A 15578-nucleotide genomic window follows, 5' to 3' on the forward strand; every position below is an offset into this window, starting at 1 on the left:
TCGCGCCCGGTTTGCCGTCCAGCGCCGGCTCCGGTAACGTATCTTTCTCAATCACACTGGGCAATGCGGTCGCAGTACCCGTTTCAAAGGAAACGAAACCATGAAGAAGCAGGAACTCGTTGATGCCGTGGCCGCCGCCACCGGAAACAGCAAGGTGGCAGTCGCAGGCGCGGTCGATGCACTCATCGGGGCGGTGACGAGCGCGGTCGCGAAAGGCGATACTGTGCAACTGGTCGGTTTCGGTACCTTTGCGACCGGAGCGCGCGCCGCACGGATGGGTCGTAACCCCGCCACCGGCGCGGAGATGCAGATTGCCGCGGCAACCACCGTGAAATTCACGGCAGGCAAGGCGTTCAAGAATGCAGTGAACGCAGCGTGAATGGTGTGGTGACGCCTTCTCTTCCGCCGGTGGCCGGAACGTGCCTCCTCGCATGAGCGCGCTCACGCTCGCACCACTGCCCAACGAAGTTCGGGTCCTGATCGATTCGGCACGTGAGCGCACGGCAGCAGCCGTGAACGCCGAGCTGACCCTGCTGGTACTGGCAGATTGAACTGCTCGAACTGGACAAGAGCGGGTTTCACGTCGCCGAATATCTGACCGTGCTGCCGTCGCGTGAGACGTTGCAGGCCAAACTTCACCAGTCAATTGAGACGGCGCGGCCGAGGCTGCAGAACAAGCCGTAGAAGTGAGAGTGGGACAGGCTGTGTTTCGGCACGGGTGGCGAAATGGGGGCGCTCGTCAACCGCTGGCGTGGTGGCTTGGCGTGCAACCCGACGAGCGGTCGCGGCTCTGGCGGTGGCCGCTACAACTTTCAGTTCGGAAACGCTCTAGTTTTTCTTCATCGGACGGCTCCCTTTGGAGATTGCAGCACGCTCCAAGCAGTGGCGTCACCGCGCACCCCGGAACGCCTTTATCGACGGGCATGTAGGCACGATCGATCAGGAATGTACCGTTTTCGGAATAAAAAGTGAAGGGTATGAAAGTTGTGGCGTTTATACCCTTCACTTCTGGACAGAGCGGCCACGTTGCAATGACGCTAACAAGTCAACGAGTCGCGAAACTGGAAAGGTGAGCATGGGGCGCCGGCGTGAGGGGAGCGGAATGACGAGCTTCAAGACAAATTGCGCACAGGTGATGGGATCGGGTAGGGTTGCGACATCCCCACGACAACGAGGATCGACGATGAACAAGCCGGAACTGGTGAATGCCGTCGCGGCGGTGACAGAGGAAAGAAAGGCCGCGACTGGCGCGATGATCGACGCAGTGATCGTTACGATCACCGACGCGGTGACAACGGGCGACACGGTCCAGCTGATCGGCTTCGGCTCATTTTCCACGGGTGCGCGCGCCGCACGTGCCGGCCGCAATCCGGCGACTGGCGCCGAGATCCAGATCCCCGCGGCGAAGACCGTCAAGTTCACGGCGGGCAAGGCGTTGAAGGATGCCGTCAACGCATCATGACGGAAGACGCGATGGTGCCCGGCAATTACGCCGGGCTGCAACGAGGAAGAGGTCAATGTCGTCGAGTCGGCGCGACGCACGGCGGCACGCAACGTCAATGCCGTGATGACCGGCGCTTACTGGGAGATCGGGCGGCGCATTGTCGCCACTGAGCAGGGCGGGCAGGCGGGCGCCGGCTACGGGCAGGCGCTGATCGCCCGACTCGCCGACGACCTGACCCGCCGCTTCGGCCGCGGGGTTCGGCAAGGCGAACCTGGCGAGCATGCGTGCGTTCTACGTCGCCGAAAGACGTCGTCGATGGCATTTCAACGTCGCCATGATTACATGGCGTTAGCGGCGCATTTTACACTGCCATGGTCCGCCTATGTGCGCCTGCTTTCCGTGAAGACGGCGGCCGCTCGCGCTTTCTATGCAACAGAGGCATTGCGCGAAGGTTGGTCGGTGCGCCAACTCGACCGCCAGATCAGTAGCCAGCTCTACGAGCGGCTGGCGCTGTCGCGCAGCAAGGCGGCCCGGCTCAGGAAAGCCGCTGATGTTGAGCCGGGCGATCTGCTCACGCCCGAGGAAGCGATTCGCGACCCTTTCGTGCTGGAGTTTCTCGACATCAAGGACGAGTACTCAGAGTCCGATCTTGAGGAAGTTCATCCAGCATCTGGCGGACTTTCTCCTGGAGCTCGGCGACGACTTCGCTTTCGTTGGCAGGCAACGCCGCCTGAGAATCGACGACACCTGGTTCAGAGTCGATCTGGTGTTCGTTCATCGACGGTTGCGATGTTTGGTCATCATCGATCTCAAGGTCGGTAGCTTCAGCTATGCGGACGCCGGGCAGATGCATCTCTATCTGAATTATGCGCGCGAGCATTGAACGAAGCCTGGGGAGAATCCACCGGTGGGCATGATCCTTTGCGCCGAGAAAGGTGCGGCCGAAGCACACTACGCGCTGGACAACCTGCCGAACAAGGTTCTCGCGGCGGAGTCCCAAACCGTGTTACGAGATGGAGCGGTGATTGAGCAGGAACTCGAGCGCACGACAGCGGAACTGGACCGCCGTACCGGCGGGTCGTAAGACCTGCTGGTCCCGAGGACCGACAGCGTTCCGGATCCATCTGGAGGGCAAAGCTATGAGTCAGTATGGCATCGCAATATGGCACGGGTGAGACGTTTCCAATCTGCCAGCGCATGCGGAAAACCGACGGAAGCTTAGTCGGAATGGCGGCGTTATTGCGCCCATCGGTTCCTGGCGAACGCTGGCACGAACGCCTCTTGTCTCTCTGACGTTAGTGATTTGGTTCCTGTCGCAGAAAAGGAGTGCTTATGCTGACGCTTTACTCCTATCCGGATCTCTTTGGCGCCGCCGATAACGATCCCTTTGGTCTGAAGGTATTTGCGTTCATGCGATTGTGCGGGCTCGCCTTTGAGCATCGTCATGACCCTGACCAGCCATCGGTGCCGGCAACAGCAGACGGTCGCGAACGCCGCATACCGACAGCGACGATCTTACTTCGGTAGAAGCGGCCCCGACATTGGGGCACTAGGGAAAGCGGTTCTAACAAAATTGGCAAGCATTGACACCAGACATCGCAGCCAGGCCGATCAGGCCTGTCGAAGGACGTTGACGACGATCAGCGCCGCCCATCCCAGCAGGGCGGCGCCTAACGGCGTGCTCAACCTGCGACCCTGAGGCAGATTCTTTTCAGCCGACATCACCGCGGCGAGCGCCAGCATCCATCCAATGCTGCCGGTGCCGACGGCAAACATCAGGCACATCAGCGTCCAGCAACATCCGACGCAAAACAGGCCATGACGTATCCCGAGCAGGAAACTGTTCCGACGAAAGTTGCCGCCGCGCCACTGCTCGCTGACAAACATCAGCGGAGACCGGCACTTGTCGAGACATCGATACTTGAGCGAACTGAATTGATACGCGCCTGCGAGCCCCAAGATTGAGGCACCGACGACCCATCCATGCCACACCAGCCACGGTGTCCGCCGCACCAGTTCGTGCAGGCCGGCATCGCTTGCGTGGGCAAACAGGCCGAAGACGCTCCACACGGACAAATAACCCAGCATCACGAACAGCAGCAGGCGCTTCCGGTCCGGGAGCGCGGCTGTCAACCGCTCGAATATCTGCAGCAACGGAAGCATTGTTGGCAACATCATCGCCACGATCATCAGTAGCCACGCAGCGGTATGCAGAACCGCTGGAATGACGGTGAGGCCTGCCGGGGCCACGCTGCACAACCCGGCCAGACCGGTTTCAGACCAGTCGACGTGATGCAGGTAGCGCGCGTACGGGCTGCTGTCCCAAACCCATAGGGTAAGCCACGCCGCGGCGATCAGCGTGACCGCCAGCGGCACGAACAGACGGGGTTGCGAAGTCGCACTCATTGCGATGCCCGGGCGGTATGTCAGCGACTGCGGTTGCGAGGTGCATCACGCCTGGAACGTGAAATACCCTTGGATGGCGTTGTGGCCGCTCAGATCGAGGTCGATGCCGAGCTTCTGATCCTGCATCCGGAACGTGCTGGCCTTTCCGACGAATGCAGGAGAGCCAGGAATCGTCGAGAAAATGCTTTCGACCAGTTTGGTCGGCTCGCCTGTAGGTCCAAGATAGGGTTCGAGTTCGGCGTAGGTGGTGTTGCCAACCTTGAGAGTGCCTTTACCCTCGCGTACATTGAAATCGATCGCGGCACGCTCGATCGCCACGATGTCGCCGAACAGTTTGGCAAAGTCGGCTAGTGGGCCGCCCCGCTCACCCCGGTAGACGCTGGCGAGCGCTTCGAATTGGGCATTGCTGGCACGTTCATCGACGAAAATGATCACCCGCCAGTTGCCTTGCAAGACGTTGCCCGGGATGAAGCAGGCAAGCGCGATCGTCAGCCCCGAAACATCCACGTCGTCCACCGCCCCCTTGTCATAGTGTTACGCGACTGTCGACCTGCACGTGCCGTTGTCGGGATCTTCGCCGATCCAGCACGGGCAAAGCACCTTGCACTCGCAGACTTCCAGTAGGCGTCCCTCCAGGCTGTAGCTCATGATGACCTCCGCTGTTGTGCATTCCCCGGACATGATCGGTACCAGACTTTAAATGTATGCACCCCGTGCCCATGTGGGGAGGCTGGGATAAAAGAAATCCCATGCCGTCGGCGCAGCGTCTCTGTGGGTTCCCGGCTCGCCGTGCTTTTACGCCCGCGTGTCGTGCTGGGTTCCCCGACCCACCACAACCAGGGCAATTCCTCCGAGGATTGCTAAGGAGGCCAACACGATTCGGATGGTCGCGCTCTCTCCGAGAAATGCGACTGCGCCGAGCGTCGCGATGACCGGCACGCTCAACTGCACCGTGGCGGCATTGCCGGCTTTCAGACCGGGCAACGCCGCGTACCAGATGGCGTAGCCAATGCCGGAGGCCACTGCGCCGGAACCCGTTGCGTACCAGAAACCGGCGCAATCGATCGAAGCGTGGGCGGACATGGCGGCGCTGAGCGCAGCGGCAAGTGGGACTGCGCGCAGGAAGTTGCCGGCCGTCACCGCGGTGGGATTTCCCGCGCCCTTGCCGCGCAACGAATAGATGCCCCAAGCGACGCCCGCGCCGAGCATAAGGACAGCGCCTCCGGGAGGTGGAGCGGAGAGACCGGGAAGCAGCAGCCCGGCAAGCCCCCCAACGCGCATGTCAATCCGATCCATTGCCGGCTTTCGAAGCGTTCGCCCTTTCGGATGCCGTAGCCAATCATGGTCGTCTGCACTGCGCCGAACAGAAGCAGGGCTCCAGTGGACGCCGGCAGGCTGAGGTATGCAAACGAGAATGCGGCAGCATAAGCGAACAGCGCCAGCGCCGACAGCCAGTTTCCGGCGCCCCCCAGCCTGCCGCCTCGGAGCCGCACTATCAGCGAGAGCGCCAGGGCGCCCGACGCGATGCGGACCGACGTAAAACTCGCTGCATCGATCCCGGCGCCCTTGAGGGCCAGCCGGCATAGCAACGAATTTGCTGCAAACGCCACCATTGCAAGCAGCGTCAGGACAGTGACACGCACGGGCGACACTAAAAATCTCTCTAAAAGCCCCTGAATCTTCCGCCAGTATCCGGCCGTTGCGCTGCCAGTGCGAGCGGTGATCGTGTTGGGGCGATCCACAGTCGACGGTCGGGGCGGCGCCTGGTTCAGGATGGTGGCACTGAATGCGAATCGACGATAGCCGTTCAGCAGATCTGCTTCTGGATTCTCGGACCGGGTTTGATGTTAGCGGATTGACGCACGTGCCCCAGCATAGGGAGGTTCGCAATTCCCTCGTGTGCGACATTGGCGGCCCGAGGCAGTCACACCGTCCATTCGGGGCATGTCAAAGAGTGCGTTGTCTATATCAGCAGTCCTCCGCACTGCACAAAGAAAGTCTCGTACGCCCGTTCGGCAGCCGTCGTGGTATCGGTCTGCTGCTGGGCGTCTGCGCCTGAGACTCCGCAGCATTGCAAAGCTGAGGCTTGCATGCGGAGCAAGTCGACGCGTCTTCAAGGCACGTTCAGGACGCACGCTTGCTGTCTGCTGTCTGCTGTCTGCTGTCTGCTGGCGTATGGCCGGTGCCGTTCATACCAGTATCGCAAAGGTTGTAGCGCGCATTACCGCGGAATGGCATCTTCCCGGCACGGCTTACGAATGGCCGCTTCTTTAATTGGGCGGCAAGGCCAATCACCGATGGTTTTGTTTTGGAAACGTCTTTTGCGCGGTTCACGCTTCTTTCCGCAGTCGGCTCGTCCATCACGGCGCGCTGCACGCATTGGCCGGACAGGAATGGAGAGCCTCGCTCTTGGGCGCGCTCGGGGCGCGGCAGTCAGTTGCGGCTGCTTCCGGACAATCGTCCACGCTTCGGACTCTTCCAGCAGATGACCTCGGCTCCTGGGGTTGAGCCACGATACGCGTTCGTCAACAGCCCAAACTACAGCCGGGCTGGGCCTGCCTCGACACAGACGATACGAATGCCCGTTCCGCTGGTGGATTCTGGCCTTTAATCTGGTCGATATTTTAGCTGTCAAACAATTGGTGTCTGGACGGGCGCGTGGGCAATCGTGGGCGATATGGCGTTCCATAGCCGCTCCTCACGAAGACCTATGCACTAACAAGGTCTTGCATACAGGTCTAGAATGAAATCAAGTACCGTCGTACATCAAAATGCTTCTCCGGAAACGGGAAGCGGTCGGCGACGCGGCTAGGAATCCCCACGCAGGAGGGTGTCCTTCACTGTAAACGTGCCGGTTCCATTTCGGTCTAATTAGTACTAACCAGGTTCTGATTGGGACGGGAGGTATTCCGATGTTGCGCATGAGCAAACTCGCCGACTACAGCACGGTGATCATGACCGCGATGGCGCGCGACCCAGACGCCGTCCATAGCGCGAGCAGCATCGCGGCGGCAACCGGCGTCGCGATGCCCACCGTGTCAAAGATGCTAAAAGTCCTGACGCGGGGCGGTGTCGTGGAGTCGCTGCGCGGCACGAACGGCGGTTACCTGCTACCGCGACCGCCCGAGCGGATCACGCTGGCGGAGGTGATCGCCGCGGTCGACGGCCCGATCGGGATCACCGAATGCAGCACGCAGCCAGGCCTGTGCATCCAGGAGGCGGTGTGCGCGGTGCGCGCCAACTGGCAGAAGGTCAATCGCGTGATCTACGAGGCGTTACAGCAGGTCACGCTAGCGGACATGGCGGGACCGACCTTGCGCGCGGTCGATATCAGCGCGATCCGCGCGCGCAGCATTCCCGGCCGCCGCACGGACGCGACGCCACTGGCGCGCAAAACGACTGACGGAGGCTGCGCATGAGCGCATCCACAACCGGTTTCGACGAACTGATCAGTCGCGAATACCAGCATGGTTTCGTGACCGACCTGGCGGCCGACGCGTTGCCGAGCGGGCTGAGTGAGGACGTGATCCGGCTTATTTCCGCGAAAAAGAACGAGCCGGCGTTCATGCTCGAATGGCGGCTCGCGGCCTATCGGCACTGGCTCACGATGACCGAGCCGCATTGGGCAACGGTCCGGCATCCGCCGATCGACTACCAGAGCATCGTCTATTATTCCGCGCCGATGGCGCAGAGGAATCGTCCGAAGAGTCTCGATGAAGTCGATCCGGAACTGCTGCGTACTTACGAAAAGCTGGGTGTGCCGCTGGAAGAACGCGAACTCCTGGCAGGCGTCGCGGTGGATGCGGTATTTGACAGCGTCTCGGTCGCCACGACGTTCGGCGAAAAGCTTGCGCAACTCGGCATCGTGTTCTGTTCGTTCTCGGATGCCGTGCAGCATCATCCCGACTTGGTGCAGAAGTATCTCGGCTCGGTGGTGCCGCATACCGACAATTTCTTCGCTGCGCTGAATTCTGCCGTGTTCAGCGACGGCTCGTTCTGCTACATCCCGCCGGGCGTGCGCTGCCCGTTGGAGCTGTCTACCTACTTCCGCATCAACGCACAGAACACCGGGCAGTTCGAGCGCACACTGATCATTGCGGACAAGGGTGCGTATGTGAGCTACCTAGAAGGCTGCACTGCACCGATGCGCGACGAAAATCAGCTGCATGCCGCTGTGGTCGAGCTGATTGCGCTGGAAGGGGCACAGATCCGCTATTCGACCGTGCAGAACTGGTATCCGGGAGACGCATCGGGCAAGGGCGGCATCTACAACTTCGTGACCAAGCGTGGCGATTGCCGCGAGGCGAATTCGAAGATTTCATGGACTCAGGTAGAAACCGGTTCGGCGATCACGTGGAAGTACCCGAGCGTGATCCTGCAGGGCGATAACTCGGTCGGTGAATTCTATTCGGTGGCGCTGACCAACCACTATCAACAGGCCGATACCGGGACGAAGATGGTTCACCTCGGTCGCAATACACGTAGCACGATTCTGTCGAAAGGCATTTCAGCGGGCCGCGGAAAGAATGCGTATCGCGGCCTTGTGAAAGTCGGCCGTGCGGCCGAAGGTGCGCGCAATTACACGCAGTGTGATTCGCTGTTGCTCGGCGACCGTTGCAGCGCGCACACGTTCCCCTATATCGAGGTCAAGAACCCGACCGCGAAGGTCGAGCACGAAGCGTCGACATCACGCATCGGCGAAGACCAGCTGTTCTATTGCCGGCAGCGCGGGCTGTCTGCGGAAGATGCGGTGTCGATGATTGTGAACGGCTTCTGCAAGGAAGTCTTCAAGGAGCTGCCGATGGAGTTCGCTGTCGAGGCGCAGAAGCTGCTCGGTGTCAGCCTGGAGGGCAGTGTGGGCTAACCGTTAGTAACTGGCCCACGGCGATTCGCGAGGGATTGGAACCATGCTTGAAATCAGCAATTTGCAAGTCGAAGTCGACGGCAAGAAAATCCTGCGCGGCATCGATCTGAGCGTGAAGACCGGTGAGGTGCACGCGATTATGGGCCCCAACGGCTCGGGCAAGAGCACGCTTGCCCACGTGCTGGCAGGGCGCGAGGACGTTGTCGTCACCGACGGCACGGTCTCGTATCTCGGTCACGATCTGCTGGCGCTCGCGCCCGAGGAACGCGCGCACGCAGGTCTGTTTCTCGCGTTCCAGTATCCCGTTGAGATACCCGGTGTGAGCAATGTTTATCTGCTGAAGGCAGCGTTGAACGCGCAGCGCCGGCATCGTGGCGAGCCGGAACTCGACGCGATGGAGTTTCTGCAACTGGTCAAGGACAAGATGACGCTGATGCAGATGGACGAGAACCTGTTGTACCGCGCAGTCAACGAAGGCTTTTCCGGCGGAGAAAAGAAGCGCAACGAGATCCTGCAGATGGCGGTGCTGGAGCCCCGGCTCGCGATTCTCGACGAAACGGATTCCGGACTCGATATCGATGCGCTGCAGATCGTTGCGCAGGGCGTCAACAGCATGCGCAGTCCAGAACGGGCGATTGTGCTGGTTACGCACTATCAACGACTGCTGGATTACGTCGTGCCGGATCGCGTGCATGTGCTGGCGAACGGCCGGATCGTAAAGTCTGGGTCGCGTGATCTCGCCCTGGAGCTGGAACGCAAGGGCTATGGATGGATCGAAGATGAGGCCGTGCAATCAGCCAGCGCACCCAGTGTAGCAAGTGCGGGGCACTCATGAAAAACGAATCTCTCGACTTCTTCCACCATGCTTTTGGACAACTCGCGAAGACGTTGCCCGGCGCTGAGTTGCGGTGGCTCCGTACCGTGCGCCGAAGCGCCTTCGAACAGTTCGACGCGCTCGGTTTTCCGACCACGCGCCACGAGGACTGGAAGTACACGAACGTGTCGCCGATTGGCAAGCGTCCCTGGCATTTCGCGCCACAACGCAACGGCTGCACCGACGATGGCGACCTGCGACGCATCGTCGACGAACTCGTGCTGGACCCTGCTGGTCATCGACTTGTATTCGTCAATGGTCGTCATGTGCCGCGTCTGTCGAACCTGAATGGCTTGCCGCAAGGCGTGTTTGTGGGCTCGATCGCGCGAGCGTTAAGAGAAATGCCGCGACGACTCGAAGCGACGATTGCCACACAAACGCATGCGGACGGTTTTGTCGCGCTAAACACGGCGTTTCTGGCAGACGGCTTTGCCGTCTTGCTACCGCCTGGCGAGGTCATCGATCAACCGTTGCACATGCTATTCCTGACTGATGAAGCCGGTCTTGCGGTGCAGCCGTTCAATGTCGTGCGTGCAGGAGCACGCTCCGGCTGCACCATCGTCGAGCACTTCGTAGGGGTGGGCGACGACGCGTATTGGACCAATGCGGTTACCCGCATCGTCGCAGACGAACAGGCGGACGTGCAGCACTACCGGTTGCAGCAGGAAGGCTCGAAGGCGTTTCATATCGCGTCGGTCGCTGCTGCGCAGCAACGCGCCAGTTCTTTTGCATCGCATGCGTTCGCCTTCGGCGGTGCGTTGTCGCGCACGGGCATCGGCACGAGCCTGAACGCCGAAAACGCGCAAGCTACGTTGAACGGGCTCTATTTCGCCGGCGGCCGGCAGCACGTCGATCACCACACGCGCATCGATCATGCAGAGCCGCATGGCACGAGTCGCGAATACTACCGCGGCGTGCTCGACGGTGCCGCGCGCGGCGTGTTCAACGGGCGCGTTATCGTGCATCGCGATGCGCAGAAAACGGACACGCATCAGGCGAATTACAACCTGCTGCTGTCGCGCGATGCGGAAATCGACACGAAGCCACAGCTCGAGATCTACGCCGACGATGTGAAATGCACACATGGCGCGACGGTTGGTCAACTGGACGAGAACCAGCTGTTCTATCTGCGTGCGCGCGGCGTCGAGGAACGCATGGCGCGGGCGCTACTGACATACGCATTTGCGCGCGACATTGTCGAACGTGTGCGCATCGAATCGCTCCGCGGTCGGCTCGAACGGCTGCTGCTCGCGCGCACCCCGGAAGGCGAACGCATCAGGGAGCTGCTATGAAGCAGATTGAACAGATGCAGGCGCCAGATCCGCGCAATGTCGAGCACTGGCGGGCCGATTTTCCGATTCTGGGCGAGCGCGTGCATGGCCGGCCATTGGTCTATCTCGACAACGGCGCGACTACGCAAAAACCGGCCTCGGTCATCTACACGGAAAACGCCTACTACCGGCATAGCAACGCCAACGTGCACCGCGGCGTGCATCTGCTGTCGCAGCGTGCGACCGATGCGTTCGAAGCAGCGCGCGCGAAGATCGCACGCTTCATCAACGCGCTGCGTCCGGACGAGATCGTGTTTGTACGTGGCACGACCGAAGCGATCAATCTCGTGGCCCAGAGCTTTGCGCGCCCGCAGCTCAAGCCTGGCGACGAAATCCTGATCAGCGCGATGGAGCACCATTCGAATATCGTGCCGTGGCAGATGGTCTGCGAGCAAACCGGGGCGGTGCTGAAAGTCGTGCCGATTGACGATACGGGCGCACTTGATGCCTGCGCGTACGAGCGCTTGTTGAACGACCGTACGCGGCTGGTCGCGATTACGCATCTGGCTAACGCGCTCGGCAGCATCAATCCGGTCGAGCTGATCGTTGCAGCGGCGCACGCGAAGGGCGTGCCGGTGCTGCTGGATGGCGCACAGGCGATCTCGCATCTGCCGGTCGACGTCCGGGCGCTCGATTGCGATTTCTACGCGTTCTCCGGGCATAAGGCTTACGGGCCGACTGGTATCGGCGTGCTGTACGCCAGGGCTGCGTTGCTTGAGGCGATGCCGCCGTGGCAGGGCGGCGGCGACATGATCCGTTCGGTGACGTTCGAGAAAACGGAATACAACGCGATTCCGTGGAAGTTCGAGGCAGGCACGCCGAACATTGCCGGCGCGATTGCGCTGGGCGCGGCGCTCGACTATGTCGACGGCATCGGCATGGAAGTCATCGCCGCGCACGAGGCCGGCCTGCTTGCTTATGCAACGGATGCATTGCGGGTGATACCGGGCCTGCGTCTTATCGGTACCGCACGCGACAAGGCGAGCATCCTGTCATTCGTGCTCGACGGCGTGCATGCGCATGATGTCGGCACGATTCTCGATAATCACGGCGTCGCCGTGCGGGCGGGCCACCACTGCGCGATGCCGGTGATGCAGCGGTTTGGCGTACCGGCGACAGTGCGCGCGTCACTCGCCCTCTACAACACGCGTGAGGACATCGATGGCCTGATCGAAGGTCTCGGCAGGGTTAGAGAGGTATTTGGCTCATGAGCGATCTGCGCGACCTGTATCAGGAAGTCATCTTCGACCACTACCGGCGGCCGCGTAACTGTCATGGGCTGGTCGACGCGAATCACAAGGCCGAGGGCTACAACCCGTTGTGCGGCGACCGGATCACGCTGTATCTGCGAATCGAGGATGGCGTCGTCAAGGACGCAAGTTTCGAAGGCGTGGGCTGTGCGATTGCGACAGCGTCCGCGTCGCTAATGACCGAGGCGCTGAAAGGCAAAACGGAAGAGGAGGCCGAAGCGCTGTTCGGACGTTTTCACGACATGGTGACAACATCCGCTGCAGGGCAGGCGGCAGCCGCGTCGGCAATGGGCAAACTGACGGTGCTGTCCGGCGTGCGCGAATTTCCCGCGCGCGTGAAGTGTGCGACGCTTGCATGGCATACGCTGCATGCCGCGCTGCACGACGAGGACCGCCCCGTTTCGACAGAGTGAGGCAGACGATGAGTACATTCGACTGGCTGAAGCGCGCCGAGGCCGCACGGCCTGACAGTGGCGCAACAACAGAACGTCTTGAAGAACGCGTGATGGACGCGCTGCGCACCGTGTTTGACCCGGAGATTCCGGTCAACATCTATGACCTCGGGCTTGTCTATGGTCTTGACGTGGACGAAGCCGAAGGCCGCGTCGAAATCCGCATGACGTTGACCGCACCTGGCTGTCCGGTCGCGCAGACCTTTCCGGCGACGGTTGAGGATGCGGTGTTTTCCGTGGACGGTGTGAACGACGTGCACGTCGAGCTGGTGTGGGATCCGCCGTGGTCAAGAGAGCGAATGTCGGACGCGGCACGCCTGCAATTGGGGATGCTTTGAGATGTCTGACTGGGTCGATGTCGCCGCGGTTGAAGATTTCCCGGTCGGCGGTGTTCGCAGCGTCGAGGTCAATGACGCACAGGTCGCCGTATTCAATATCGATGGTACCTGCTATGCAATCGAGGATATCTGCCCGCACGACGGCGGCATCCTGACAGGCGGTGTGGTGGAAGGCGACGTGGTTATCTGTCCGCGCCACGGTGCGCGGTTTTGCATCAGGACGGGGAAGGTGTTAGCGCCGCCGGCTTATGAGGATGTGGTGGTGTTTCCGGTGCGGATCGAGGCGGGCGTCGTCCAGGTGCGGGACGGGCGGTGGGATTGAAATGAGGTCAAGAGGAAGGGCTTGTCGTCTTGCTGGTCGAATTTCCAGACCGTGACGAGGGATTTCTTTGCTCGTATACGGAAAAGCTGATGTGAGCGTTAACAGCGCCGACCTCGCGGCGCACCCCTCACGGGGCGGCTGTTGCGGAAGGTCAAACGGTTCGAGCGCTGTAACTTGTCCTTTTTTGTGTGGTTCACCTGCTTGAAATTGGATGACTGCGTGCGCCGGCAAACTTGAGAGAGTATGATGTAGCACAGATGTGACACAGGAGAGGTCTCTATGTCTACCACCACGCTCCGCCTTCCGCCGGAACTCCGCGATCGGATCTGGAGACTTGCTGAAGAATCGGGAACTACAGCCCACAGCTTCATGCTGGAGGCGATTGCCGAGAGGGTCGCCAGCGAAGAACTGCGTCGCGAATTCCTGACTGAAGGTAACGAGCGCCTCGCAAACATGCTGGAGAATGGCCTCGGGATTGAGTGGGCCGACATGCGCGACTATCTGGGCCAGCGGGCCGAAGGGCGAGATCCGGGAGCACCGAAGGTCAAGCGATGGCGCGAATAGTTCTGGCGCCTGAAGTACGCGATGATTTTGACCGGATCTTTGACTTCCTGATTGAACATAACCCGGCGAGCGCCGCAAAACACATTGACGATATCGTTCGCGCGTTAGACATCCTTCAGACGAGTCCTCAAATTGGACGGCCTGTTAGTGGTCCCGGCGCAATGCGCGAGCTGGTCATTTCCAATGGAGCGCATGGCTATCTCGCGCTATATCGTTTTGTGGCTGAGCTGGACGTTGTGCTGGTGGCCGCCATTCGCAGTCAGAGGGAGTTGCGGTATCGGCGTCGCGGCATTTGACCGACCGTTAGATGTGGCTATCTGTGTGGGGTAGCAACCGCTTCGCTCTGTTTGACATAATCAAATGATCAAGTTTAGTTCGCAATCCTATGCGTATCAAGACGAATGGGTTATCAAGTTGTGCAGCAAGCTGCTGCACAACTTCTGGATTCGACCGCGCCTCCGAGTTGCGCGGTGACAATCTGCGCATGGCGGGGAAGGCTGATGGACAACGCAGCCCGTATCAGCTGCCTGTTGATGATGTTGCGGTCGATCTTCCAGTACAGCGCGATTAGTTTGTGAGTATCGCCACTGCCGGTTAGATACCATGGCCGTGCACAATGGGGCGGTCAAAGGTGGCAAATCGTGAAGGCTTCTCACGGGCCTGGTGCCGTGCAGAGGCTGTCAATGAGTCTCATCGTCGTCGCTCTCCAGCCAAGTCGGAATATCATGCTTGCCGTTGAGCACGCGCCAAACTTCCACATGAGCCTCGCGCTCAATATAGAAGATCAGGTGCGGATAGCGATCAAGCGGCCACGACCGCAGGCTTGGGATATCAAGCTCGTACGCGTAACGGGGAGACCCGATGTTCGGGCGCTTCGAGAGGCGCTCGTATGCCTGCTCGATCTCCGTGATGAATCCGAGCGCGGCCTGCTCCGACCCTTCGTCTACGAGGTAGTGCGTCACCTCGTCCTCTACGTCCTGCCTGGCCAGCCTTGTCGGTATGACGGGCTTAGCCGTCATTTGCGAGAAGTACGCACGCGAGCGCGCAGCGATTCGAAGTAGTCGGCGTCAACAGGGGCGGCGAGGCCGGACGTCGCGCCCTGCAAGATTATTGCGCGTAGACGCTTGCGATCCTGATCTTTTCTGATCAGTTCGCGGACGTACTCGCTACTCGTGCCGTAGCCGCCCTCGCCAACCTGTTCGTCGACGTAGTCCTTCAGCGAATCCGGTAGGGAAATGTTCATGGTGGTCATGAAACCACTCTAGCACGCTTTGGCAAATTTTGCCAAAACGGTGCGGCGCTATGAGGCGGCCGGCGTGTCGGGACTGCTACGCTAGCTTTCCGGCGCATAGACTATGTATGGTGGGTCGGCGTCAGGTGAACAAAGAGCCGGATATGCCGCCGTGCGTGCGGCGTTCGAGCGCACGCACGGCACTTCATGACCTCTTTATTTGACATGAAATGAACAACAGTTATAAGCGGTAGGGAGGGCGTTTCCTAGCGTTGGCCAGCAGGGCACCCTGAGGGCTCGCACCCACGTTCCGGAAACTGGGTCCGGGTATCGGGCGCGGTTCCCGATACCTAGCGATTGAGAAAGTGTCTGGCATTTCGGCTAGCGCAACGTGGCGGCACTTTTCAAGCTCGACGGGAGGGGCAGCATCTGACGGTCGTCGCATGCTGCCGATCATAATGTTTCCAGGTTCCTGGTCCGTCGTCTTCAAATCAAGGCGGTG

The 15578-nt window shown here is 60.5% G+C and carries 17 protein-coding genes and 5 pseudogenes; 16 read left to right on the forward strand and 6 right to left on the reverse strand.

Features of this window, described 5'->3' with window-relative positions; translation table 11 throughout:
* Positions 1-40: 40 nt before the first annotated feature.
* The 6 genes and pseudogenes from F759_RS0130330 to F759_RS42495 all read left to right on the forward strand — a co-directional run.
* Positions 41-379, forward strand: coding sequence for an HU family DNA-binding protein (locus F759_RS0130330; protein ID WP_274533500.1), 339 nt, complete (start codon positions 41-43; stop codon positions 377-379).
* Between the two features lie 52 nt (positions 380-431).
* The gene (locus F759_RS44925) at positions 432-551 is read left to right on the forward strand and encodes a DUF1016 domain-containing protein (protein ID WP_161633341.1); all 120 of its coding nucleotides are present in this window, start codon (positions 432-434) and stop codon (positions 549-551) included.
* A pseudogene (locus F759_RS44465) lies at positions 544-684 on the forward strand (PDDEXK nuclease domain-containing protein); the annotation flags it as partial. The gene F759_RS44925 and the pseudogene F759_RS44465, both read left to right, overlap by 8 nt.
* Before the next feature lie 499 nt (positions 685-1183).
* Positions 1184-1462, forward strand: a complete 279-nt coding sequence (locus F759_RS0130340; protein ID WP_027803160.1) for an HU family DNA-binding protein — start codon at positions 1184-1186, stop codon at positions 1460-1462.
* Between the two features lie 24 nt (positions 1463-1486).
* Positions 1487-2528, forward strand: a pseudogene (locus tag F759_RS45260) (PDDEXK nuclease domain-containing protein).
* A 248-nt stretch (positions 2529-2776) separates the two neighbouring features.
* Positions 2777-2914 (forward strand): annotated as a pseudogene (locus tag F759_RS42495) (glutathione S-transferase family protein); the annotation flags it as partial.
* A gap of 141 nt (positions 2915-3055) precedes the next feature.
* On the opposite strand, the gene F759_RS0130360 reads toward F759_RS42495, so the two are convergent.
* From F759_RS0130360 to F759_RS42500, 4 genes and pseudogenes are all read right to left on the reverse strand, one after another.
* Positions 3056-3850: a DUF2182 domain-containing protein gene (locus tag F759_RS0130360; RefSeq protein ID WP_027803163.1), complete on the reverse strand. Its 795-nt coding sequence runs from the start codon at positions 3848-3850 to the stop codon at positions 3056-3058.
* 45 nt (positions 3851-3895) lie between these two features.
* A pseudogene (locus tag F759_RS39010) lies at positions 3896-4498 on the reverse strand (DUF1326 domain-containing protein).
* A gap of 147 nt (positions 4499-4645) precedes the next feature.
* Positions 4646-5463, reverse strand: a pseudogene (locus F759_RS39015) (EamA family transporter).
* A 511-nt stretch (positions 5464-5974) separates the two neighbouring features.
* Positions 5975-6211, reverse strand: coding sequence for a hypothetical protein (locus F759_RS42500; protein ID WP_152530740.1), 237 nt, complete (start codon positions 6209-6211; stop codon positions 5975-5977).
* 551 nt (positions 6212-6762) lie between these two features.
* On the opposite strand from F759_RS42500, the gene F759_RS0130380 reads away from it, so the two are divergent.
* The 10 genes from F759_RS0130380 (at position 6763) to F759_RS0130425 (ending at position 14141) form a co-directional block, all read left to right on the forward strand.
* Positions 6763-7269, forward strand: coding sequence for an SUF system Fe-S cluster assembly regulator (locus F759_RS0130380; protein WP_027803164.1), 507 nt, complete (start codon positions 6763-6765; stop codon positions 7267-7269).
* Positions 7266-8714 (forward strand): Fe-S cluster assembly protein SufB, encoded by a 1449-nt coding sequence (sufB, locus tag F759_RS0130385; protein WP_027803165.1) that lies wholly within the window; start codon positions 7266-7268, stop codon positions 8712-8714. The genes F759_RS0130380 and sufB overlap by 4 nt, the downstream gene beginning before the upstream one ends.
* A 43-nt stretch (positions 8715-8757) precedes the next feature.
* Positions 8758-9549, forward strand: a complete 792-nt coding sequence (gene sufC, locus F759_RS0130390) for a Fe-S cluster assembly ATPase SufC (protein ID WP_027803166.1) — start codon at positions 8758-8760, stop codon at positions 9547-9549.
* A complete protein-coding gene (sufD, locus tag F759_RS0130395) occupies positions 9546-10880 on the forward strand; it encodes a Fe-S cluster assembly protein SufD (RefSeq protein ID WP_027803167.1) in 1335 nt (444 codons plus the stop codon). Before sufC ends, sufD begins: the two co-directional genes overlap by 4 nt.
* Complete coding sequence (locus tag F759_RS0130400) at positions 10877-12130, forward strand: cysteine desulfurase (protein WP_027803168.1); 1254 nt, start codon at positions 10877-10879, stop codon at positions 12128-12130. Before sufD ends, F759_RS0130400 begins: the two co-directional genes overlap by 4 nt.
* On the forward strand, positions 12127-12582 hold the full coding sequence (gene sufU / locus F759_RS0130405) for a Fe-S cluster assembly sulfur transfer protein SufU (RefSeq protein WP_027803169.1): 456 nt from the start codon (positions 12127-12129) through the stop codon (positions 12580-12582). Before F759_RS0130400 ends, sufU begins: the two co-directional genes overlap by 4 nt.
* 8 nt (positions 12583-12590) lie before the next feature.
* Positions 12591-12959, forward strand: a complete 369-nt coding sequence (locus F759_RS0130410) for an SUF system Fe-S cluster assembly protein (protein ID WP_027803170.1) — start codon at positions 12591-12593, stop codon at positions 12957-12959.
* 1 nt (position 12960) lies between these two features.
* Entirely contained in the window at positions 12961-13281 is a 321-nt protein-coding gene (locus F759_RS0130415) for a Rieske (2Fe-2S) protein (protein WP_027803171.1), read from the forward strand.
* Between the two features lie 279 nt (positions 13282-13560).
* Positions 13561-13845, forward strand: coding sequence for a CopG family ribbon-helix-helix protein (locus F759_RS0130420; RefSeq protein WP_027803172.1), 285 nt, complete (start codon positions 13561-13563; stop codon positions 13843-13845).
* Positions 13833-14141 (forward strand): type II toxin-antitoxin system RelE/ParE family toxin, encoded by a 309-nt coding sequence (locus F759_RS0130425; protein ID WP_027803173.1) that lies wholly within the window; start codon positions 13833-13835, stop codon positions 14139-14141. The genes F759_RS0130420 and F759_RS0130425 overlap by 13 nt, the downstream gene beginning before the upstream one ends.
* 384 nt (positions 14142-14525) lie before the next feature.
* On the opposite strand, the gene F759_RS0130430 is transcribed toward F759_RS0130425, so the two are convergent.
* Both F759_RS0130430 and F759_RS0130435 read right to left on the reverse strand, forming a co-directional pair.
* Positions 14526-14864 (reverse strand): type II toxin-antitoxin system RelE/ParE family toxin, encoded by a 339-nt coding sequence (locus F759_RS0130430; protein WP_027803174.1) that lies wholly within the window; start codon positions 14862-14864, stop codon positions 14526-14528.
* The gene (locus tag F759_RS0130435) at positions 14861-15097 is read right to left on the reverse strand and encodes a type II toxin-antitoxin system ParD family antitoxin (RefSeq protein WP_027803175.1); all 237 of its coding nucleotides are present in this window, start codon (positions 15095-15097) and stop codon (positions 14861-14863) included. The genes F759_RS0130430 and F759_RS0130435 overlap by 4 nt, the downstream gene beginning before the upstream one ends.
* Positions 15098-15578 lie beyond the last annotated feature (481 nt).

Origin of the sequence: Paraburkholderia dilworthii, from assembly GCF_000472525.1 — a bacterium.
Lineage (GTDB): Bacteria > Pseudomonadota > Gammaproteobacteria > Burkholderiales > Burkholderiaceae > Paraburkholderia > Paraburkholderia dilworthii.